Genomic DNA, 19,317 nt, shown 5'->3' with positions numbered 1-19,317 from the left:
GTGACGGTGATCCTGTTGCGGCACGGCGTGTCCACGTCGAATACCGCTCGCACCCTGGCCGGCCGCAGCGCGGGCGTCGATCTGACCGAGCGTGGACGCGAACAGGCGCAGAGCCTGATGGAGCGGCTGGGATCACTGCCCATCGAACACATCGTGTGCTCGCCGCTGCTGCGCTGCCAGCGCACCGTCGCCCCCCTGGCCGACAAGCTCGGACTCGAACCCGAACCCGACGAACGCCTGCTCGAGGTCGACTACGGCGACTGGACCGGCAAGGCGCTGGCCGACCTGATCAGCGAGCCGTTGTGGAAGGTGGTGCAGCGCCACGCCTCGGCCGCGACCTTCCCCTCCGGAGAGTCCTTGGCACAGGTGCAGTTTCGGGCCGTGTCCGCTGTCCGCGAACGGGATCGGCAGTTCGCGGCCCGGCATGGTAGCGATGTGTTGTGGATTGCGTGCACGCACGGCGACGTCATCAAATCGGTGCTGGCCGACGCGTTCGGCATTCACCTCGACGGGTTCCAGCGCATCGTGGTGGAGCCGGCGTCGATCAGCGTCATCCGTTACACCCCGACCGCCCCGTACGTGTGGCGGGTCAACGACACCGGGACGGACCTGTCCGGTTTGGCGGCGATTTCACCGCGAACCGGCGGCGAATCGCGCTCGGGGCCGGTTCCCGGCGGAGAAACGGGTACCACCGTCAGTACGGATAATGGGGTAGCGGAACGCCCCGATTCATAAGTGTGAGTGAACCGAATGGAGGTGCAATGGGCCGAGCAATCCATATCTTCCGCACCCCCGATCGTTTCGTCGCCGGCACCGTCGGCGAGCCGGGCGACCGCGCGTTCTACCTGCAGGCCGTGCAGGATCCGCGGGTGATCAGCGTGCTGCTGGAGAAGCAGCAGGTGAAGGTGCTGGCCGATCGGATGGGTCTGCTGCTGGACGAGGTGCAACGACGTTTCGGCACCTCCGTGCCGCCGCTGGCCGCCGATGTGGCCGACACCGCGCCGTTGATCACCCCGATCGATGCCGAATTCCGGGTCGGCACCATGGGTTTGGGCTGGGATGCCGACGCGGGCGCGGTGGTGGTGGAGCTGCTGGCGATCACCGAGACCGAGGTGGACGAATCGGTGGTGCTCGACGACACCGAGGAGGGGCCCGACGCGGTGCGGGTGTTCCTGACCCCGGTGCAGGCACGCGAGTTCGCGCTACGCTCGGCGCGCGTGATCGCCGCCGGACGCCCGCCGTGCCCGCTGTGCGGGGAGCCGCTGTCGTCCAAGGGGCACATGTGCGTGCGCACCAACGGCTACAAGCGCGGCGACATCTTCGGCGGCAACGAGCTCGAGGAATGACGGCGTGAGCGAGGACGGGCTGCGCACCGCCGAGCTGACGGTGATCGGGCAGGTCACCACCGCCAGCAATGTCACGCTCGTCTGCGAGGCCGACGGTGCGGGGATGCGGGTGGTGTACAAGCCGGTGCGCGGGGAGCGGCCGCTGTGGGATTTCCCCGACGGCACCCTGGCCGGGCGCGAGGTGGCCTCGTATCTGGTGTCGGAGGCGATCGGCTGGGGCGTGATCCCCGAAACGGTGTTACGGGAGGGGCCTTTCGGGCCGGGCATGGTGCAGCGCTGGGTCGAGACCGCCGAGGATGCGCCGGGCCCGGATCTGGTGGATCTGTGCCCGGTGGATGCGGTGCCCGAGGGGTACCGGGAGGTGTTGCGGGCGCTGGATCCGGGCGGGCATCCGGTGTCGCTGGTGCACGCCGATGATCCGCGACTGCATCGGATGGCGGTGCTCGATGTGCTGCTCAACAATGCCGACCGCAAGGGCGGGCACGCTCTCGAGGGGCTCGACGGGCGGGTCTACGGTGTCGATCACGGCATCTGCCTGCACCGCGAGCCGAAGTTGCGCACGGTGTTGTGGGGCTGGGCCGGTGAGCCGATCGGCGACGAATTGCTCACCGACATCACGGTTTTCGTCAAGGCGCTGCCCGGTGAGCTGGGTGAGCGGCTGGCGGAGTTCCTCACCGACGCCGAGATCGAGGCGCTCGAGGCGCGCGGGCGGGCACTGCTGGAGGAGCCGGTGATGCCGATGCCGGTGAGTCAGCGCCCGATCCCCTGGCCCGCGTTCTGACCCGGCCGGCCACGAGGCCGGCGGCGAGGTTCACCTCGTCGTGATTGCAACTGTTGACACCCCCGCGCCCGCGACTAGGGTGCTGGTCGGCCGGGGCGGACGGGTGGCGCGCGGCACACCGGTGCGGGGGCGGCGGGGATGGGGCGCGATCACAGCGATAACCTCGATTCATGCAGTCCTGGTCCGATATCGCTGTCCCGACCGTCCCCGGATCCGGACCGGCGTTGCGGTTGTACGACACCGCCGACAAGCAGGTGCGCCCGGTGACCCCCGGCGCCACCGCGACGATGTACGTGTGCGGCATCACCCCCTATGACGCGACCCATCTCGGGCACGCGGCCACCTATCTGACCTTTGACCTGGTCAACCGGTTGTGGCGCGACGGCGGGCACGAGGTGCACTACGTGCAGAACACCACCGATGTCGACGATCCGCTGTTCGAGCGCGCGCAGCGCGACGGCATCGGCTGGCGCGAGCTCGGCACCCGCGAGATCAACCTGTTCCGTGAGGACATGGCCGCGTTGCGGGTGATCCCGCCGCGCGACTACATCGGCGCGATCGAGTCGGTGCAGGAGGTGGTGGAGCTGGTCGACAAGCTGCTCGCCTCGGGCGCGGCGTATGTGGTCGACGATCCGGAGTACGCCGACATCTACTTCCGTCACGACGCGACCGAGCAGTTCGGGTACGAGTCCGGCTACGACCGGGCGACGATGGAGCGACTGTTCGCCGAGCGCGGCGGGGATCCGCAGCGGCCGGGCAAGCGGGATCCGATCGACGCGCTGCTGTGGCGCGCGGAGCGGCCGGGTGAGCCGTCGTGGCCGGCGCCGTTCGGGGCGGGCCGTCCCGGCTGGCACATCGAGTGCGCGGCGATCGCGCTCAACCGCATCGGCACCGAGTTCGATGTGCAGGGCGGGGGCAGCGATCTGATCTATCCGCACCACGAGTATTCGGCCGCGCACGCCGAGGCGCTGGTGAAGGGGCGCCGTTTCGCCCGCCACTACGTGCACGCGGGCCTGATCGGGCTCGACGGCGAGAAGATGTCGAAGTCGCGCGGCAATCTGGTGTTCGTGTCGAAGCTGCGTCGCGCGGGCACCGACCCGGCCGCGATCCGGCTGGGGTTGTTCGCGGGCCACTATCGCGCCGACCGGGAGTGGTCGGATGCGGTACTGGCCGAGGCGGTTTCGCGGCTGGAGCGCTGGCGGTCGGCGGTGGCGCTCGAGTCGGGTCCCGAGGCCGGTGACACGGTGGCGCGGGTGCGGCGGCATCTGGCCGACGATCTGGACACGCCGAAGGCGATCGCGGCGATCGACGCGTGGGCGCAGCAGGCGCTGGCCTACGGCGGACCCGACACCGCGGCGCCGGGTCTGATCGAGGACACCGTCGACGCCCTGCTCGGTGTCGTGCTCTGAGCCCCACGAGAGCGTGAGCCGAACGCGCGAGCCCGGATCCGGGCTCGCGCGTTCGTGTTTCGGCCGCTCGGTGTTCGGCGACGGCGTGCGGTGTCGCGGGCCCGGGCGGGCCGGCGGTTCGGGAGAAATGGGTCGACTGCTCGGTGCCGGGCCGCGCATGCTGGCACGCGGGTGTCGTTGTCTGTGAGGAGGATGTGCCTGTGGTTGCCTCGGAGTCCGGTCGCGGCCGGTGGTCGCTGGCCGCGGCGCGTTTCGCGCGGGAGACCGATCGGCTGGAGGAGTGTGCGGCGTTCTATCGGGAGATCGTCGGGCTGAGCGAACTTGCCGCGTTCGAGGGTCATGACGGCTACAGCGGGGTCGTGTTCGGGCTGCCGGACGCGTCGGCGCAGCTGGAACTGGTGCGCCGGGCGGGCGCGCCGCCACCCGCGCTGCCGGGCCCCGAGCATGCGGTGGTGCTGTATCTGCGGTCGGGGTTCGCGCGGTTGCGGGCACGGCTGGCCGATCATGGTGTGGCCGAGGTGGTTCCGGACAATCCGTACTGGGTGGCGGCGGGGGCGTTCGCGGTGCTGGATCCGGAGGGGTGGATGCTGATCGTGGTGCCGGAGGCGGCGGGCGGGGTGCGGATCGAGGAGTTCCTCGGTGATCGCGCCGAGATCGCGTGGTCGTTCCGGATGGCCGAGGATTCCGAGCAGGCGCTGGCCGGGTATATCGGCCGGGGGCGGGTGTGGGTGGCGCGCAACGACTCCGGTGCGGTGGTCGGCCATGTCCAGGCCGCGCCGGGGGCCGGCGAATCGGCCTGGGAGATCGTCAATACCGCTGTGGCGGAACCGGTGCGGGGCACCGGGGTGGGTCGGCGGCTGATCGATCGGGTGGCGGCGGCGGCCACCGATGCCGGGGTGCGCCGGCTGGAGGTGGCCACCGCCACCGCCGATGTGGGGAACCTGCGGTTCTATCAGCGATGCGGGTTCCGGATGTCGCGGGTGGTGCCCGATGTGTTCACCGCCGCGGCCGGGTATCCGCAGGAGATCGTGGTGGACGGGATCCGGTTGCGCGATCAGGTGTGGTTCACCCGGCTGCTGTGAGGGTGCCCGCTCAGGCGGCGACGACCTTGGCGTAGTTGTCGCGCAGTGCCGGCCAGCCGTCCGGGGAGCCGACGGCGTCGCGCATGGATTCCCAGCCGGGGCCGTGGTTTTCGAAGCCGGAGTGCACCAGGGTGACGGCGGTGCGGGCGGGGTCGAGGGCGGTGAAGGTGACATCGACGCGGCTGGTGCGGGCCGGGTCGGATTCGGGTTTCCAGCTCAGGTCGATGTCCCAGGAGAAGGCGAAGTGGGTGTCGGGTGACCACACCAGGACCCGGCCCCACGGGCATTCGGTGCCGTCGGCTTCGCGGCCGTAGAGGCGGCCGCCGACGTGGGGTTCGACGACGACTTCGGCCAGGGGGCCGGAGCCGATGTGGTGCTCGCGCGGCCACCAGGTGTCCATGCCGGTGGTGAAGACGCGGTAGGCCTTGTCGATGGGTGCATCGACGGTGAGTTCGACGGTGACGGTGTCGGTGTGCTGGGTCATGACTGCTCCTGGGTGTGGTCCTGCTGGGCTTGGCGGTTCACTTCGTCGCGAAAGGCCGACAGCGCGGTCGACCAGAAGTGGGTGAAGTACGCGCGCAGCGCGTCGATGCCGCTGGGGTCGAGCCGGTAGACGCGCCGGGTGCCGACGGCCTCGTCGCGGACCAGGCCGGCCTGTTTGAGCACCTTGAGGTGCTGGGAGACGGCGGGCCGGGACACGGGAAGCTCGCGGGCGAGTTCGCCGACCGCACACGGGCCCTGGCCGAGGCGTTCGAAGATGGCTCGCCGGGTCGGGTCACCGAGAGCGTCGAGAGCGGCGCTTTGGTAAGTACCCACGAACCGTAAGTCTACGCTTACACACGGGTGGGTGAAAGGGGTGATGGCGAATCCGGTTGGCGGGGGTGCGAAGTCGCCGTCGCCCTTCCCGCCGCCGGTCGGCGGCCGATACCGTGAGGGCCGGATGATGTGGACCCTCAGTGAGGAGGTGGCCGTGAGTGCGGTGCCGGGTTTCGAGCGTTTGCGTGCGGTGGTCGGGCAGGGACTCGATCGGAGTGCGTCGGTGCGCAAACAGTTGCGCGCGGGCGGTCAGCTGGTCGGCAGCGTGCGCCGCGATCCACGCATCGTGCGGGAGCTGATCGCCGGGTTGACCGGCCACGACGGCACCGGCGAGGCGGCGGTCCCGGCCGAGCACACGGTGCCGGCGGGGCTGGCGGACTACCCGCGCACCGCGCACGCCCATCACGATCTCGAGACCGGCCCGGCCGAGACGCTGGCGTATCTGGCGCAGCTGCAACGACTTCCGGAGTGGGCGGTGTTCCATGCGGGCTGGCGCGGGGAGGCGCCCGGTGCGGCGGCGGTGGGCGTGGAGTACACGCAGGTGGCCAGGTTCATGGGGATCCCGGCGGATGTGACGTGGACGGTGACCGAGGTCGGCGACACCGGGCTGGCGATGCGCGGGCGCGGGCCGCAGGGGCTGGGTCTGGGGTTGTGGATCACGGTGGCGCCCAACGGGTCCGGGTCGAGTGTGTACCTCGACGCGGGTCTGTCGGGGCAGCCGATCGACGGACCGCTGGGAGCGACGGTGGCGCGGGCCCTCGGTGACGCGCTGCGTGATTCCCTGGCGGCGCTGCCCGCGGCCGTGGCGGCGGCCACGTCGAGCTCGACCGGGCGGGCGGCGCACAAGGCGGTGCGGCACCGAGCGTCCGGGACGCTGCTGGCGCCGAGCACGCCGGTGCTGGTGGGCGTCGGGCAGGTGGTGCAGCGCACCCCCGACCCGTCCTACGGTGATCCCGCGCAGCTGGCGGTGCGGGCGTTGCGCGCGGCGGCCGCCGATGCCGGGGCGGGGGAAGCGCTGCTGGCGCAGGCGAATGCGGTGTTCGCGGTGTCGCCGACGTCGTGGCAGTACCGGGATCTGGGTGCGCTGGTGGCGCGCGCGGTGGGCGCGGGCGCGGCGCAGACGGTGCAGTCGAGCCCGTTCGGTGGTGACGGCGGGCAGCTGGTGCTCAACGAGGCGGCCGCGGCGATCGCGGCCGGCGACCACGACCTGGTGCTGGTGACCGGCGCCGAGGCCGGGGCCACGCAGGCGGCCGCCCAGCGCGCCGGGATCGAATTGGATTGGCCGGTGCAGGATCCGGCGGTGGCGCCGACGCGCACGGTGGGGATCGACAAGGCGGCCAACAATGCGGCCGAGTCGGCGGCGGGGCTGCAGGCGCCGATCAATATGTACGCGCTGCTCGAGTCGGCCAATCGGGGCCGGCTGGGCCGCACCCCGGCCGAGCACGCGGCGGCGGTGGCCGAGTTGTGGTCGCGGTTCTCGGCGGTGGCGGCGGCCAATCCGAATGCCTGGCAGCCGCAGGAGTTCGGGGCCCCCGAGATCGCGACGGTGACCGAGGCCAATCGCATGATCTCGGCGCCCTACACCAAACTCGAGTGCGCGAACCTGACCGTGGACATGGCCTCGGGCATCATCGTGGCCAGCGCGGCGGCCGCCGAGGCGGCGGGTATTCCGCAGGACAAGTGGGTGTTCCTGCACGCGGGCGCCTCGGGCACCGACGAGTGGTTCGTCAGTGAGCGCGCCGACTTGGCGGCATCTCCCGCGATCCGCACGCTGGGTGCGGCGGTGCTCGACCATGCGGGTATCACCGCCGACGCGCTGGCCCATGTCGATCTGTATGCGTGTTTCCCGGTGGCGGTGCAGATCGCGGCGCGTGAGCTGGGGCTGCCGGTGGAGGATCCGAAGCGGCCGCTGTCGGTGACCGGGGGCCTGACCTTCGGCGGCGGGCCGGGCAACAACTACGGCGGTCACGCCGTGGCGACGCTGGTGCAGCGGTTGCGCGCCGAACCGGAATCCTTCGGTCTGGCAACGTCTCTGGGCTGGTATCTGACCAAGCACGCTCTCGGCGTGTACTCGGCGACTCCTCCGCGGCAGAGCTACCGGCATCTGACCCCGGTCATCGAGCATCCCCCGGCCCGCCCGGCCCGCATCGGCTACACCGGCGAGGCTGTCGTGGAGGCCTACACGCTGCCCTACGGCCGAGACGGCCGTCCCGAGGCCGCGATCGTGAGCGTGCTGACCCCGCAGGGCGAGCGAGTCCTGGTGCGCTCCACCGATTCCGCCCTGCTGAGCGCCCTCACCGAGGACGACTGGCTGGGCCTGCCGGTGACCGTGGACGGCGACGCGATCACCCCGGGGCCCGCGCAGGCCGGCGAATCCGGGTCCAGCACAGGGGACTCCGATGCCGGCCCGGCGACCGCCGAGTCCGGCGCGGTGGAATCGGATGGCCTCGCCACCGATACCGCCGTAGCCACCGATACCGGTGTATCCGCCGGCACCGCTGCCGATACGGCGGTGGCGGAGACGCCCGGTCACGGGTTGCGCACGGCGGGTCTGGCCCGGGTCGCGTTGCCGCCACCGCCGCCCGCACCGGTGCTCATCGAGCGCCGCGGCCACATCATGATCATCACCATCAACCGGCCCCGGGTCCGCAATGCGATCAACCTGGCCACCGCGCTGGGCCTGGAACGCGCGATCGACGCTTACGAGGGCGACCCGAACGCGCGCATCGCGATTCTCACCGGCGCGGGTGGATATTTCAGTGCCGGTATGGATCTCAAGGCGGCCGCCCGCGGCGAGATGCCGGTCACCGAGAAGCGCGGCATCCTGGGCATCGTCTCCCAGCCGCCGCGCAAGCCTCTCATCGCGGCCGTGGAGGGTCCCGCGCTGGCCGGCGGCTGCGAGTTGGCGCTGGCCGCGGATCTCATTGTCGCGGCGGCCGATTCGACGTTCGGCATCCCGGAGGTCAAACGCGGACTGGTCGCCGTCGGCGGTGGCGTGCTGCGCCTGTCGCAGCGCCTACCCCGGGCGATCGCCATGGAGCTGGCGTTGACCGGTGACCCGATCTCGGCGGCCCGGGCCGCGGAGATCGGTTTGATCAACGAGGTCGCCGAGCCGGGCACGGCGCTCGAGGCGGCGCTGGCGCTGGCCGCGCGGATCGCGGTGAACGCTCCGCTGAGTATCGATGCGAGCAAGCAGATCATCGAGCAGGCCCCGGACTGGTCGGTGGCCGAGGCGTTCGCCAAGCAGGGGCAGGTCGCCGCGGCCGCGCTGTCGTCGCAGGACGCCGGGGAGGGCATGCGCGCGTTCGTGGAGAAGCGCCCCCCGGTCTGGCAGGGTCGCTGACCGCGGCGGGTTCGGCGGGTGGCCGCCGGCGGACCTGCCGCCGGGTCGGGGCTTCGTGCCGTGGCAGCCGAAGGTGTTCAGGCGTCGAGGAATTCGACGATCGAAGCTAGTGAGAGGGTGTGTGCATGCCGTTCGATCATCCTGTCGCGCGCACGCTGACGTTGCGCCGCGACGGTCTGGAACTGTCCGCTCGTCAGGTCGGGCCGCCCGACGCGCCGCTGGTGATGCTGCTGCACGGGTTCCCGGATACGCCGCACACGTGGGACGGGGTGATCCCGCTGCTGGTCGAGGCCGGGTATCAGGTGCTGGCGCCGTGGTTGCGCGGCTATACGCCGGGGTCGGCGTCGCGGGCGGCGCGCTATGACCTGATGGCGGTGAGTACGGATGTGGCGGCCTGGCATGCGGAGCTGGGTGGGCCGCGCGCGCATCTGGTGGGGCACGACTGGGGTGCGTTCGTAGCGATGATCCTGTCGAAGCAGGATCCGCGGCGGTGGGAGTCGTTGACGCTGCTGGCGATTCCACCGTTCGGGGGCGGGGTGGCGGCGGGGATGTGGCGGTATCTGCCGCGGCAGCTGGTGTTGTCGTCCTACATCCCGGTCATGCAGTCGGGGCTGTCGCCGCGGCTGCTGACCCGCCGGGGTGCGGGGTTCGTGCGAGCGTTGTGGCGGCGATGGTCGCCGGGGTGGGATTTCACCCAGGACCAGTTCGCGCCGGTGGCGGCCGTTTTCACCGATCCGGTGATGGCGTGGGCGGCGACGCGGTACTACCGGTCGCTGTTCACGGTGCAGCACAGGGCGACTCGTGAGTTCGCCACCGTCCTGATGGCCGAGGCCGCGCCGCTGCCGACGCTGGCGCTGGCCGGGCTGCGCGATGGCTGCCTGTCGCCGGATCTGCAGCGTGTGCTGGCAGCGCATGCCCGGGTGCAGCACGCGCAGCTCCCCGGCTGCGGGCATTTCCTGCAGGCCGAACGTCCGGATGCGGTGGCGGAATTGCTGCTACCGCATCTGCGCGCGGCGGGCGGGAACGCCGGCTGAGCAACCCCGCAACCGGGGCGGCCGGCGGTGTTCGCGGCCGGGCGCCCCCGGTGAGCAGGGTCAGGCGTTGTTCAGGGCGGCGACCGCGTCGGCGAACATGGTGGCCTTGATGGCGCCGAGGGTGGCCGGGTCCTTGGCCCCGAGCGGGGTGAGCATCCCGAGCGCGGTGCCGGTGAGGGTGTCGAGGTCGGTGGTGGCGTCGACGAGGTCGTGGGCGAGGGCGTCGGGCCCGCCGAAGCGGCGTGCGGTGGTCATGGACGCGACCGCGCTCCTGGGGGTGAGTTTGGCCTGGATGAGCGCGGCCATGCCGCGGGTGAACGGGATGCGGATGTCGGCTTCGGGGAAGCAGAAGTAGCCGCGGTCGGCGCGCATGACCCGGAAGTCGTGGGCGAGGGCGAGCATGGCGCCGGCACCGAAGGCGTGCCCGGGCAGGGCGGCGGCGGTGGGCAGCTCGAAGGTGAGCACGCGGGCCAGCAGCGACTGCACCTGCGCCACATACCATTCGGCGCGTTCACCGTTGGCCGAGAGCCAGTCCAGGTCCAGGCCGTTGGAGTAGAACTTGCCGGAGGCGGTGGTGACCAGGGCGTGCGCACCGTCGGCGACGACGGTGTCGAGGTGCGCACCGATCTGGTCGAGGAACTCGGGTGAGAAGCGGTTCTCGTCGCCGCCGAGGTCCAGAACGGCGATCTTGTCGTGGTAGGTGAGTGTGGGCATGGGTGTCCTTCCTCAGGAGGTTCTCGGTCGTGTGGGTGCGGGCCCCAGGTCGAGGACCGCGGCGACGGCGGCCCGCAGCTGCGCGCGGGCAAGGGGATTGGCGAGGCGGTCACGGTCGAGCAGGATCGCTGTCGGCAGGTCGACCAGGCACAGGGTGAGGGTGTCGACGGCGGCGGCGTCGGCGCGGTCCCAGAGTCGGCGGGCGAGGGTTTTCATCAGCTCGACGAGGGTGGCCTGGGTGGCGGCGAGTTCGGCGCGGACGGGTTCGGGCAGGTCGTCGCCGAGCAGGTCGTCGCGGCGGACGGTGAAGAACAGCCGGGTCGACAGGGGGTGGCGGGCGGCGAATTCCGCGGGCGCCTCGGCGGCGGCGATGACGGCTGCCACGCCGTCGCCGGCCTCGGTGACCATGGCGGCCTGGAGTGCGAGAAACCGGTGGGCGGCCCGGATCCAGGTGCGCCCCACCAGTTCCGCGCGTGACCCGAAGGTGTGGTACAGCGCTCCGTTGGAGACGCCGGTGGCGGCGGCGACCGCGCGGATGGTGACCGCGGCGGGCCCGGATCGCACGGCCAGGGCCTCGGCAGCGTCGAGCACGAGGTCGGGGTCGTGGGTGCGGGGGCGGGGCATGCACCGACCATAACAGAGCAAGTGCTCTGTTATGAAGGGGTCGGTTTCGGGGGTTGAGGGATATCCGTGCGAGAAGTAGCTCTTGGAAGAGAGCAGTATCAGCCGATAACCCTTCCGGACACAGCGACAACCCCGGCGGCCGTTACCCGCCGGGGTTGTGGTTGTCTGAGGGTATTCAGGTCCGCGTCACGAGCTCCATGCGTCCCGACCTTTTGTCCCGTACCTGATCTGGGCAGGGCCAATCTGGCTGTAGAGACAAGCCCGCCCGGTCCGTGCGGCACGGACCGGGCGGGCTCGAACGGGTCTGTCCGTCCTGCGACTAGCCGGACAGGCTCGGCAGCAGTCCGTTGAGGCCGCAGCCGAAGCTACCGAAGCTGCTGGCCGGATCCACCTGGACGGTGATCGACTTCGAGATCAGATCCTGGGTGGCGGTCAGCGTGTGCGAACCGGTGGTGCTAGTCGCGTCCGAGGAACTTGCGCCGGCCGCGCGGTGCTGCGGGTGCAGGCTCTTGGCTCGCGGCGCGCTCGTCGGCCCCTTCGCGAGCAGCGATGAGCCGGTCGCGGATCGGGTGGGCCACGCCGGTGTCGCGGCGGCGGTCAGTGTGGTGTGTGCCGCGTTTACATGGTGGCATTTCCGCAAGAGCACGCAAAGCACTGCAGTCGGCAAGCCAGACGAGCCTTGAGACTGGCAGGAGCGCGTAATCACCTCGATCGGTGCGCGGGGTTTCGAGCCGGTCAGGCGGCGGGCGGCAGTCCAGCGATGGCGCGCTTGAGGTCGGCCAGGGAGATCTTGCGGTCGTCGTCGGTCTCGGCCAGGCCCTCGTTGATCCAGCCGCGGATCAGCGCCGATCGGTCCAGGCCCCGGACCTCGCAGAGTGCCTCGATGGCTTTGCGCTGGCGCAGGGTGAGCCGGACGGTGGTCACCACGAGTTGCTCGTCGAGGGGCTCGGTGACCGGCGGCAGCTCGGGGGTGGGTTCGCTGTCGTCGATGACCAGTTCGCCGGCCTCGAACGCGTCGGCCAGCGCCATGGCCTCCGACAGGGCTCGAGCGTCGTCGTGGTCGCTGTGTTCTGTCATCGCTGGCTCTCCCATTCCTAGAAATCAGCAATGTCCTGCGGGTTCGTCATCGGTTTCGCGCCGATGATCTGCCAGTCCAGTCCAGTCCGCGCAGCGCCCGCAACGCGACGATGATCGGCTTCCCGGCCTCGGTGCGTGCCCACACCTGCAAGACACGTAGTCCGTCCTTGCTGGTGCTCATGCGTGGCCACCGCCTCGGGCTGTCCAACGCTTCGATGACCTCGACGTGGGTGAGACCGGCCTGGGTCAGGCGTGCAGCCAACCACGGCAACCATTCATAGGTCACACAGTCGAGAATACAGCGGTAATACGACGTGGTCGAGTTCACTGCGGAGTTCGCGCACCGGACGTTGGGAGGCGGTGGCCTGTCGCGGAATGTACTGCAGGCGGTGGACACCGAGGGCACGGGCGGGCGCGGCGACGCCGGATACGATCGGTGACGCGGCGTCGAGCCGCGATCAGCCGACGATCCTCGTCGTCGAGATGGAAATACCGCTCCAGCTCCACCCGCGACAACACCCTGAACCGGCCGGCCATACGCCGACGCGCCCTCATCACGCACAGCCGGACATGAAACCAGCAGCAGTCCAACGCCGTTGCCGATTCCACCCAACTGCCGTCAGAGCAACCAGACCGTTCCGTAGATCGCTAAGGGCTACTTCTCGCACCGATGTCCCTCACGGGCCGTTTCCTTGCGGGGCTCCGGCCTGGGCGCGGGTCGGTGCCTGGTCGAACGGATCCCGCTCCGCGCGGGCGGGATTCGGGCCGGGTCACGAATCGGGCCCGGGTGCGAACAGATCCGGCCGCCTCCGCGACAGGGTGGCAAGAGGGCCGGATCGGATGCCGGTGTGGGGTCAGGGGGTGGTGGCGGGTTCGTGGACGCCGTCGGTGAGGGCGGGTGTGTACATGCGGTCGATGTCGGCGGCGTATTTGCAGGCGATGGGTGTGCGGCGCAGTTTCATGGTGAGGGTGATCTCGTCGCCGCCGGGTTCCCAGAAGGCGGGCAGGATGGTGAAGCGTTTGATCTGTTCGACGCGCGAGAGTTTGGCGTTGCCGGCGGCGACGCCGCGCGCGATCTCGGCGATGACGCCCGGGTCGGCGGCCAGGGCGGCCGCGGAGGCGTCGGGCAGCCGGTGCTGGGCGGCGTAGGGTGCGGCGGATTCGGCGTCGAGGACGATGAGGGCGGTGTTGTAGGCGCGGTTGTCGCCGATGGTGGCCAGGGCGCCGATGAGCGGGGTGGCGGCTTTGACGGTGTTCTCGATGTTGGCCGGGGACATGTTCTTTCCGGCGGAGTTGATGATGAGTTCCTTCTTGCGGTCGACCACGCGCAGGTAGCCCTCGGCGTCGCAGGTGATGATGTCGCCGGTGGCCAGCCAGCCGTCCGGGTCGAGCGCGTCGGCGGTCTTCTGGGGTTCGTGCCGGTATTCGCGCATGACCAGCGGCCCGCGGACCAGGAACTCGCCGTCGTCGGCGATCTTGGATTCCAGTCCGGGCAGCAGTCGCCCGACGGTGCCCAGGCGGGCTTCGGCGGGCGGGGAGACGCTGACGATGCAGGTCAGTTCGGACATGCCCCACACTTCGGAGATGGGGATGCCCAGGCCGAAGAAGAATCCGAGGGTTTCCGGCGGGATCGGCGCGGCCCCCGACAGCGCCCATTTGAGTTGGTCCAGGCCGAGTTTGGCGCGTAGCGGCCGCAGCACCGCAGCGTCGGCCCTGTCCCACTCTGCGGCCAGGTCGGTGTCGATCGGCTGCCCGGCCAGCTGGGCGGCGGCCTTGCGGGCGGCGACCTCGAGCCCCCAGGTGAGGGCGGCGCGGCGGGTGGGGTCGGTTTCGGCGGTGACCGAATATTCCACGGCCGCTTTGAGTTTCTCCCACACGCGCGGGACCGCGCCCCAGATGGTGGGGTGCACGTCGGCCAGGGCGGCGGGCAGCTGGGTGCGGTCGGGGACCACGGTGATCTGGGTGCCGAAGTATTCGTGCAGGTACAGGTTGGTGACCCGGTCGGCCATGTGCGCGGTGGGCAGGAACGAGGTGATGCGGTCGCCGAACTCGACGGGCATGACCGAGGCGTAGGCGCGGCATTCGAAGGCGAGGTTGGCGTGGGAGATCTCCACGCCCTTGGGGTTGCCGGTGGTGCCGGAGGTGTAGCAGAGGGTGACGATGTCGTCGGGCCGGATCGCCTGCCAGGTGGCGTCGAAGTCGAAATCGTTGCGCCCCAACTGTTTGAGCTGCGCGACGGTCAGTGTGCCGGGAGCGGGCTCGTCGACGCACACGATGGTCTGCACGGGCACCCCGCAGGCGCGGATGCGCTCGACGTAGTGGGCCTCGCACAGAACGATCCGGTTGCCGGCATTGCCGAACACGTAGTGCAGCTGTTCGGCCGAGAGCGTGTTGTACACCGAGAACGAGGTGGCGCCGGTGTGCTGGGCGCCGACCTCGAGGGGGTAGAACTCGACACGGTTGGCCATCATGAACGCCACCGTGTCCCCGCGCCCCACCCCCAGCGCGGCCAGCCCGGCGGCGACCTCGCGCACCTGGGTGGCGTAGTCGGCCCAGGTCAGGCTGCGGGTGCCGCCGATGTCGCGGACCGCGACCGCGCCGGGGTCGATCGCGGCGGTCGCCTGGAAAGCGGCCGGGGACGTATTCGGTTCGCTCATCACAATTCTCGTTCCACTCACCATCGAAGCCTTCTCAGACGGTAAGGCGCGGAGCGGGTGTCGCGGGTCCGAATGCGGCAGGTCAGGAGAGGGGTCTCCGGCAGGTGAGCGAGGGCGAGGCGGTGGAATTCCGGCCGCCGGCCGACTCGCCGGCCCTGATGGCGGGTGTCGGTCTCGCCCAGATGTGAGGCCTCACAGGTTCATTCGGTGTCGGGGCGGGTGCCCACGATGCCGTAGAGCAGCAGGTCCTCGAGGGAGGCGGCGAAACCGTCCAGGTCGTCGATGTCGCGGATGCACATCGCGAACAGGGCGGCTCCGGCGATGGTGTCGAGCACGGTGTTCGGGTCCAGGCCCGGGCGTTCGGCGTCGCCGGGCAGGTAGTCGGCGAGCTCGTCGCGGGTGGGGGTGTCCAGGCGGGCGGACAGTTTCTCGTACAGGCCCGAGTCCTGGCGCATCTCGGCCATGAGTCCGGGCATGGCGGCGCGGGTCTCGGCCGATCCGAACAGCTGGATGGTGCCGCGGATGACCTTGCGGATCTCGGCGAGCAGATCGGGGGCGACGACCGCGGATCCGACGTCGGGGAACACGGCCTGGGCGATGAGGTGGGCCTTGGAGGGCCAGCGCCGGTAGATGGCGGGGCGGCTGACGCCGGCGCGGGCGGCGATGGCGTCGATGGAGGTGGCGCCGTAGCCCTGTTCGACGACGAGGGCGCGGGTGGCGTCGAGGACGGCGGCGTCCACCGCGGGGTCGCGGTGCGGGCCCAGCCGGTGGCGTGTGGTCACGGAAATCCGTCCTTGTCGCTGCGGGCAGGAGTCGATACAGTCTGTCACATCAAAGTCGTTACATTCTGTAACCGCTGAGGACTCGAGGAGGAGTCGTGTCAGCTGCCCCGCAGGTCACCCCCGCCGACACCTACCAGCCGGTGCCGCTGCTGGCCGGCAAGGTCATCGTGGTCTCCGGTGTCGGACCGGGCCTGGGCCATTCGCTCACCGTCGAAGCCGCCCGCATGGGCGCGGATCTGGTGCTGGCCGGACGCACCGAGAAACGCCTGCACGAATACGCCGACGAGGTCCGCGCCCTGGGCCGCGCCGCCGTGGTCGCCAAGACCGACGTCACCGACGAATCCCAGCGCGCCGCCCTCGTCGAGACCACGCTGGCCGAAATGGGCCGGGTCGACTGCCTGATCAACAACGCCTTCGCCATTCCGCCCATGTACCCGATCACCCAGATCGAGGTGGAGGCGCTGCGCCACGCCAACGAAACGAACGTGTTCGCGCCGCTGCGACTGTCGGCGCTGTTCGCCGACGCGCTGGAACGCTCACGCGGGTCGGTCATCATGCTCAACTCGTGCGTGTCCTACAGTTCGCAACCGGAGTACTCGGGCTACAAACTGTCCAAAGGCGCACTCGCGCACCTGGCTTCGTCGCTGGCCACCGAACTCGGGCCGCGCGGCATCCGCGTCAATTCCGTCGCACCGTCGTATGTGTACGAGGACATCAACAAGGCCTATTTCGATTGGCTGGCAGGCCAGGCCGGGGTCACCCACGACGACATCTACCGGCAGAAGGCCGCGCCCACCGATCTGGGCCGCCTCGCCGGACCCGAGGAGGTCGCGCGCGCGGCCCTGTTCCTGGCCAGTGATCTCGCCACCGCCGTCACCGGCCAGATGCTCACCGTCGACTGCGGCGAGTTCCACCGATGAGTACAGGAGCAACCGTGAACAAGCGCATCGTGCTGTGGGGAACCGGTGTGGTCGGGTCCATGGTGCTGGCCCAGATCCTGCGCCACCCGCGCTTCGACCTGGTCGGGGTCGGCGTCAGCAATCCCGACAAGGTCGGCAAGGACGCCGGGGACCTGTGCGGGGCCGCGAAAACCGGTGTCCTCGCGACAGATTCGGTCGAGGAGCTGATCGCACTGCGCCCGGACGCGGTCGTGCACTACGGGCCGACGGCCGCGTTCGCCGAGGAGAACATGCGCGTCATCGGGTCGTTCCTGCGCGCGGGCATCGACGTGTGCTCGACCGCGATGACCCCGTGGGTGTGGCCGCACATGGACAAGCTGCCCGCGTTGTGGCGCGACCCGATCACCGAGGCGTGCGCGGCCGGCGGGGCGTCGTGCTTCACCACCGGCATCGACCCGGGCTTCGCCAACGACCTGTTCCCCATGACCCTGATGGGCCTGTGCGGTGAGGTCGAATCCGTGCGCGCCTCCGAACTGCTCGACTACACCGACTACGAGGGCGACTACGAATTCGAGATGGGCATCGGCCACCCGCCCGAGTTCACCGCCCTGCTCGAACACCCCGACATGCTCGTGATGGCATGGGGCGCAACGGTTCCCATGATCGCCACCGCCGCCGGGATCGAACTCGACGCCATCACCACCACCTGGGACAAGTGGGTGACGCCCGAGGACCGGCCCTCGGCCAAGGGCATCATCAAGGCCGGCACGGTCGCCGCGATCCGCTTCACCGTCAACGGGGTGTATCGCGGCCGCGAGGTCATCACCCTCGAACACGTCAACCGCATCGGCCTCGACGCCGCCCCCGACTGGCCCGCGGGCACCAAGGACGACGTCTACCGGGTCGACATCATCGGCAGCCCGTCGATCTCGCAGGAGACCTCGTTCCGTTTCACCGACGGTTCGGGCCGCACCCCCGCCGTCGCGGGATGCCTGGCCACCGGCATGCGCGCCCTCAACGCCGTGCCCGCGGTCAACGCCCTACCGCCGGGCTGGGTCACCCCACTGGATCTGCCCCTGATCCCGGGCGCCGGCACCATCCGCTGACCCGACGCCGCGCGAGCCCCCTTCCGGCACCTGCCCGCAGCGGGGCTCGCTCATGTCCGCGCCGCGCGGCAGATCGGCGGCGGGCCGGCCCGCGGGTCCCGACGTGTGCCGTATCCACCCGATCCTCTTCGGCGCCAACAGCTTCCACGCTCGGGCACCCATCGGTCGTCCCTCGCGTCACGCGTGAGAACCGGGGCGGCCGCGACCGTCCTCGGCCGAGCCCGACAGGGTCGCCCGGTGCCCGGCGCGCGCGGCGGGAGGGCCGGGCGCGTTCGCCGGTTCGGTAAGTTGCTGGTGACAGGGTGTGTGACCGAGGACGGTGGAATGGGTACGGCGGGAACCAAGGGTGTGCCGCGCGCCGAGCGGGAGAACCAGATCCTGGAGATCGCCGCCGAACGTATCGCCGCGGTCGGATATGCCGGGCTGAATCCCGGTGAGGTCGCCGCCCAGGCCGGGGTGTCGAAACCGTTGGTGTACACCTACTTCGGCACGAAGGACCAGTTGTACGCGGCGTGCGTGGACCGGGCCGCCGCGGCGATCGGCGACGCGATCGACACCGTCATCGCCGGTCCGGCCGAGCTGGAGATGGCGGCGAACACCCTCGCCGCGATCTTCGGAGTCCTCGAGCATCGCCCCTACTACTGGAATGTCCTCTTCGATCGCAGTCATCCCGCCGACGGCCCGGCCGCGGATGCCGCCCGGGCGGCGCGCCGGCGCATCGCCGCGCAGGCCGCGCACGGGGCGAGCGCGGTCATGCGGGCGCGCGGGGTCGGCGATCCGCAGGATCTGTCGGTGTTGACCGATATCTGGATGGGTTCGGTCACCGCGCTGGTGTCGTGGTGGATCCGCCATCCCGAACAATCCGCCGCGGCGATGATCGCGCGCAGCCGCCGCCTGATCACGGCACTGTCGTGACCGCCGCATCCGGGAGGGGCTGAGATGGCACGCACCGCGGGCAGCAGGAATGTGCCGCGCGCCGAACGCGAGGAGCAGATCCTCGACGCCGCCGCCGCACAGATCGCGCGGGTCGGCTACGCGGGTCTGTCGATGGCGGCCGTCGCCAAACAGGCCGGGGTGTCGAAGACATTGGTGCACACGTGTTTCGACACCAGGGACGGACTCTATGCCGCGTGCGTGGACCGGGCCGCCCGGGCCGTCACCGGGGCGGTCGAGCCGGTGCTGTCGGGGACCGCGGATCCGACCACGGCCGAGCAGACCCTGCTGGCGCTCTTCGGTGCGCTCGAGCACCGCCCGCACGACTGGAACGTGCTGCTGGATCGCAGCCATCCCGCCGACGGCCCGGCCGCCGAGGCCGCGAACGCGGCGCGCGCGCGGATCGAAGCGCAGGCCGCGCGCGGGATGTCGGCGTTCATGGCCGCGCGTGAGATCACCGATCCGGTCGATCTCGCGGCGTTCACCGAGGTGTGGATCGGTGCGGTGACCGCGTTGATCCACTGGTGGCAGCGGCATCCGCAGGTGCCGGGGCCGGAGATGGCGGCCAGGACCCGCCGGCTCATCGCCGCGTTCGGATGACCCGAATCCGGTGGCCACGCAGCGGTGTCCGCGATGCTGCCTCTTGCCGCCAGCATTATTGACCATGTAGTAATTTACCCATCAGTCATTAATGTGGCGAGTGGAGGATACGAC

General features: G+C 70.4%; 20 protein-coding genes and 1 pseudogene. 12 read left to right on the top strand and 9 right to left on the bottom strand.

The genetic code is table 11. The features are described from left to right. The 5 genes from ACQP1O_RS22785 to ACQP1O_RS22765 all read left to right on the top strand — a co-directional run bounded on the left by ACQP1O_RS22785 (position 1) and on the right by ACQP1O_RS22765 (position 4,618). Complete coding sequence (locus tag ACQP1O_RS22785) at positions 1–735, top strand: histidine phosphatase family protein (RefSeq protein ID WP_433560518.1); 735 nt, start codon at positions 1–3, stop codon at positions 733–735. 26 nt (positions 736–761) lie between these two features. After that, the gene (locus ACQP1O_RS22780) at positions 762–1,346 is read left to right on the top strand and encodes a DUF3090 domain-containing protein (RefSeq protein WP_433560517.1); all 585 of its coding nucleotides are present in this window, start codon (positions 762–764) and stop codon (positions 1,344–1,346) included. 4 nt (positions 1,347–1,350) lie between these two features. Further along, positions 1,351–2,127 (top strand): SCO1664 family protein, encoded by a 777-nt coding sequence (locus ACQP1O_RS22775; protein ID WP_433560516.1) that lies wholly within the window; start codon positions 1,351–1,353, stop codon positions 2,125–2,127. Positions 2,128–2,297: 170 nt separating this feature from the next. Continuing rightward, positions 2,298–3,536 carry a cysteine--1-D-myo-inosityl 2-amino-2-deoxy-alpha-D-glucopyranoside ligase gene (mshC, locus tag ACQP1O_RS22770; protein ID WP_433560515.1) on the top strand — a complete coding sequence of 413 codons (1,239 nt, stop codon included), beginning with the start codon at positions 2,298–2,300 and terminating at the stop codon, positions 3,534–3,536. A 200-nt stretch (positions 3,537–3,736) separates the two neighbouring features. After that, positions 3,737–4,618, top strand: coding sequence for a GNAT family N-acetyltransferase (locus ACQP1O_RS22765; protein ID WP_433560514.1), 882 nt, complete (start codon positions 3,737–3,739; stop codon positions 4,616–4,618). Between the two features lie 10 nt (positions 4,619–4,628). Here the strand turns inward: ACQP1O_RS22765 and ACQP1O_RS22760 are convergent, their stop codons facing one another. Then, positions 4,629–5,102: an SRPBCC family protein gene (locus ACQP1O_RS22760; protein ID WP_433560513.1), complete on the bottom strand. Its 474-nt coding sequence runs from the start codon at positions 5,100–5,102 to the stop codon at positions 4,629–4,631. Continuing rightward, positions 5,099–5,434 carry an ArsR/SmtB family transcription factor gene (locus ACQP1O_RS22755; protein ID WP_433560512.1) on the bottom strand — a complete coding sequence of 112 codons (336 nt, stop codon included), beginning with the start codon at positions 5,432–5,434 and terminating at the stop codon, positions 5,099–5,101. The genes ACQP1O_RS22760 and ACQP1O_RS22755 overlap by 4 nt, the downstream gene beginning before the upstream one ends. A 43-nt stretch (positions 5,435–5,477) precedes the next feature. Between ACQP1O_RS22755 and ACQP1O_RS22750 the strand changes: the two are divergent. From ACQP1O_RS22750 to ACQP1O_RS22740, 3 genes and pseudogenes are all read left to right on the top strand, one after another. Next, positions 5,478–7,763 (top strand): annotated as a pseudogene (locus ACQP1O_RS22750) (type II toxin-antitoxin system Rv0910 family toxin); the annotation flags it as partial. Between the two features lie 261 nt (positions 7,764–8,024). Continuing rightward, positions 8,025–8,777, top strand: a complete 753-nt coding sequence (locus ACQP1O_RS22745; protein WP_433567755.1) for a crotonase/enoyl-CoA hydratase family protein — start codon at positions 8,025–8,027, stop codon at positions 8,775–8,777. Between the two features lie 125 nt (positions 8,778–8,902). After that, positions 8,903–9,811 (top strand): alpha/beta fold hydrolase, encoded by a 909-nt coding sequence (locus ACQP1O_RS22740; RefSeq protein ID WP_433560511.1) that lies wholly within the window; start codon positions 8,903–8,905, stop codon positions 9,809–9,811. 60 nt (positions 9,812–9,871) lie between these two features. On the opposite strand, the gene ACQP1O_RS22735 is transcribed toward ACQP1O_RS22740, so the two are convergent. The 7 genes from ACQP1O_RS22735 to ACQP1O_RS22705 form a co-directional block, all read right to left on the bottom strand. Beyond that, positions 9,872–10,525 carry an enoyl-CoA hydratase-related protein gene (locus tag ACQP1O_RS22735; RefSeq protein ID WP_433560510.1) on the bottom strand — a complete coding sequence of 218 codons (654 nt, stop codon included), beginning with the start codon at positions 10,523–10,525 and terminating at the stop codon, positions 9,872–9,874. A 12-nt stretch (positions 10,526–10,537) separates the two neighbouring features. After that, a complete protein-coding gene (locus tag ACQP1O_RS22730) occupies positions 10,538–11,149 on the bottom strand; it encodes a TetR/AcrR family transcriptional regulator (RefSeq protein WP_433560509.1) in 612 nt (203 codons plus the stop codon). A gap of 319 nt (positions 11,150–11,468) precedes the next feature. Beyond that, positions 11,469–11,795 carry a hypothetical protein gene (locus ACQP1O_RS22725; protein ID WP_433560508.1) on the bottom strand — a complete coding sequence of 109 codons (327 nt, stop codon included), beginning with the start codon at positions 11,793–11,795 and terminating at the stop codon, positions 11,469–11,471. A gap of 89 nt (positions 11,796–11,884) precedes the next feature. After that, positions 11,885–12,226, bottom strand: coding sequence for a hypothetical protein (locus ACQP1O_RS22720; protein WP_433560507.1), 342 nt, complete (start codon positions 12,224–12,226; stop codon positions 11,885–11,887). 46 nt (positions 12,227–12,272) lie between these two features. Next, positions 12,273–12,512 carry a hypothetical protein gene (locus ACQP1O_RS22715; RefSeq protein ID WP_433560506.1) on the bottom strand — a complete coding sequence of 80 codons (240 nt, stop codon included), beginning with the start codon at positions 12,510–12,512 and terminating at the stop codon, positions 12,273–12,275. A 568-nt stretch (positions 12,513–13,080) separates the two neighbouring features. After that, positions 13,081–14,883, bottom strand: a complete 1,803-nt coding sequence (gene fadD11, locus ACQP1O_RS22710) for a fatty acid--CoA ligase FadD11 (protein ID WP_433560505.1) — start codon at positions 14,881–14,883, stop codon at positions 13,081–13,083. A 200-nt stretch (positions 14,884–15,083) separates the two neighbouring features. Further along, the gene (locus tag ACQP1O_RS22705) at positions 15,084–15,665 is read right to left on the bottom strand and encodes a TetR/AcrR family transcriptional regulator (RefSeq protein WP_433560504.1); all 582 of its coding nucleotides are present in this window, start codon (positions 15,663–15,665) and stop codon (positions 15,084–15,086) included. A 95-nt stretch (positions 15,666–15,760) separates the two neighbouring features. Here ACQP1O_RS22705 and ACQP1O_RS22700 point away from each other — a divergent pair, with 95 nt between their 5' ends. The 4 genes from ACQP1O_RS22700 (at position 15,761) to ACQP1O_RS22685 (ending at position 19,203) form a co-directional block, all read left to right on the top strand. Next, on the top strand, positions 15,761–16,585 hold the full coding sequence (locus ACQP1O_RS22700; RefSeq protein ID WP_433560503.1) for an SDR family oxidoreductase: 825 nt from the start codon (positions 15,761–15,763) through the stop codon (positions 16,583–16,585). Then, positions 16,582–17,670, top strand: a complete 1,089-nt coding sequence (locus ACQP1O_RS22695) for an NAD(P)H-dependent amine dehydrogenase family protein (protein ID WP_433560502.1) — start codon at positions 16,582–16,584, stop codon at positions 17,668–17,670. The genes ACQP1O_RS22700 and ACQP1O_RS22695 overlap by 4 nt, the downstream gene beginning before the upstream one ends. 324 nt (positions 17,671–17,994) lie before the next feature. Then, the gene (locus ACQP1O_RS22690; protein WP_433560501.1) at positions 17,995–18,585 is read left to right on the top strand and encodes a TetR/AcrR family transcriptional regulator; all 591 of its coding nucleotides are present in this window, start codon (positions 17,995–17,997) and stop codon (positions 18,583–18,585) included. A 24-nt stretch (positions 18,586–18,609) separates the two neighbouring features. After that, on the top strand, positions 18,610–19,203 hold the full coding sequence (locus tag ACQP1O_RS22685; protein ID WP_433560500.1) for a TetR/AcrR family transcriptional regulator: 594 nt from the start codon (positions 18,610–18,612) through the stop codon (positions 19,201–19,203). Positions 19,204–19,317: the final 114 nt, after the last annotated feature.

It is taken from the genome of Nocardia sp. CA-151230 (genome assembly GCF_050942175.1).
In the GTDB taxonomy this organism is placed as follows: domain Bacteria; phylum Actinomycetota; class Actinomycetes; order Mycobacteriales; family Mycobacteriaceae; genus Nocardia.
The sequence above is the reverse complement of the archived record's forward strand: the minus strand, read 5'-3'. Positions and strand labels throughout refer to the sequence as shown.

Bases quoted from the DNA above. Each gene is read 5' to 3' on its own strand.
- ACQP1O_RS22760 (WP_433560513.1), bottom strand. From the start codon at position 5,102: ATGACCCAGCACACCGACACCGTCACCGTCGAACTCACCGTCGATGCA.
- ACQP1O_RS22690 (WP_433560501.1), top strand. From the start codon at position 17,995: ATGGGTACGGCGGGAACCAAGGGTGTGCCGCGCGCCGAGCGGGAGAAC.
- mshC (WP_433560515.1), top strand. From the start codon at position 2,298: ATGCAGTCCTGGTCCGATATCGCTGTCCCGACCGTCCCCGGATCCGGA.
- ACQP1O_RS22730 (WP_433560509.1), bottom strand. From the start codon at position 11,149: ATGCCCCGCCCCCGCACCCACGACCCCGACCTCGTGCTCGACGCTGCC.
- ACQP1O_RS22695 (WP_433560502.1), top strand. From the start codon at position 16,582: ATGAGTACAGGAGCAACCGTGAACAAGCGCATCGTGCTGTGGGGAACC.
- fadD11 (WP_433560505.1), bottom strand. From the start codon at position 14,883: ATGAGCGAACCGAATACGTCCCCGGCCGCTTTCCAGGCGACCGCCGCG.
- ACQP1O_RS22780 (WP_433560517.1), top strand. From the start codon at position 762: ATGGGCCGAGCAATCCATATCTTCCGCACCCCCGATCGTTTCGTCGCC.
- ACQP1O_RS22740 (WP_433560511.1), top strand. From the start codon at position 8,903: ATGCCGTTCGATCATCCTGTCGCGCGCACGCTGACGTTGCGCCGCGAC.
- ACQP1O_RS22685 (WP_433560500.1), top strand. From the start codon at position 18,610: ATGGCACGCACCGCGGGCAGCAGGAATGTGCCGCGCGCCGAACGCGAG.
- ACQP1O_RS22720 (WP_433560507.1), bottom strand. From the start codon at position 12,226: ATGACAGAACACAGCGACCACGACGACGCTCGAGCCCTGTCGGAGGCC.
- ACQP1O_RS22735 (WP_433560510.1), bottom strand. From the start codon at position 10,525: ATGCCCACACTCACCTACCACGACAAGATCGCCGTTCTGGACCTCGGC.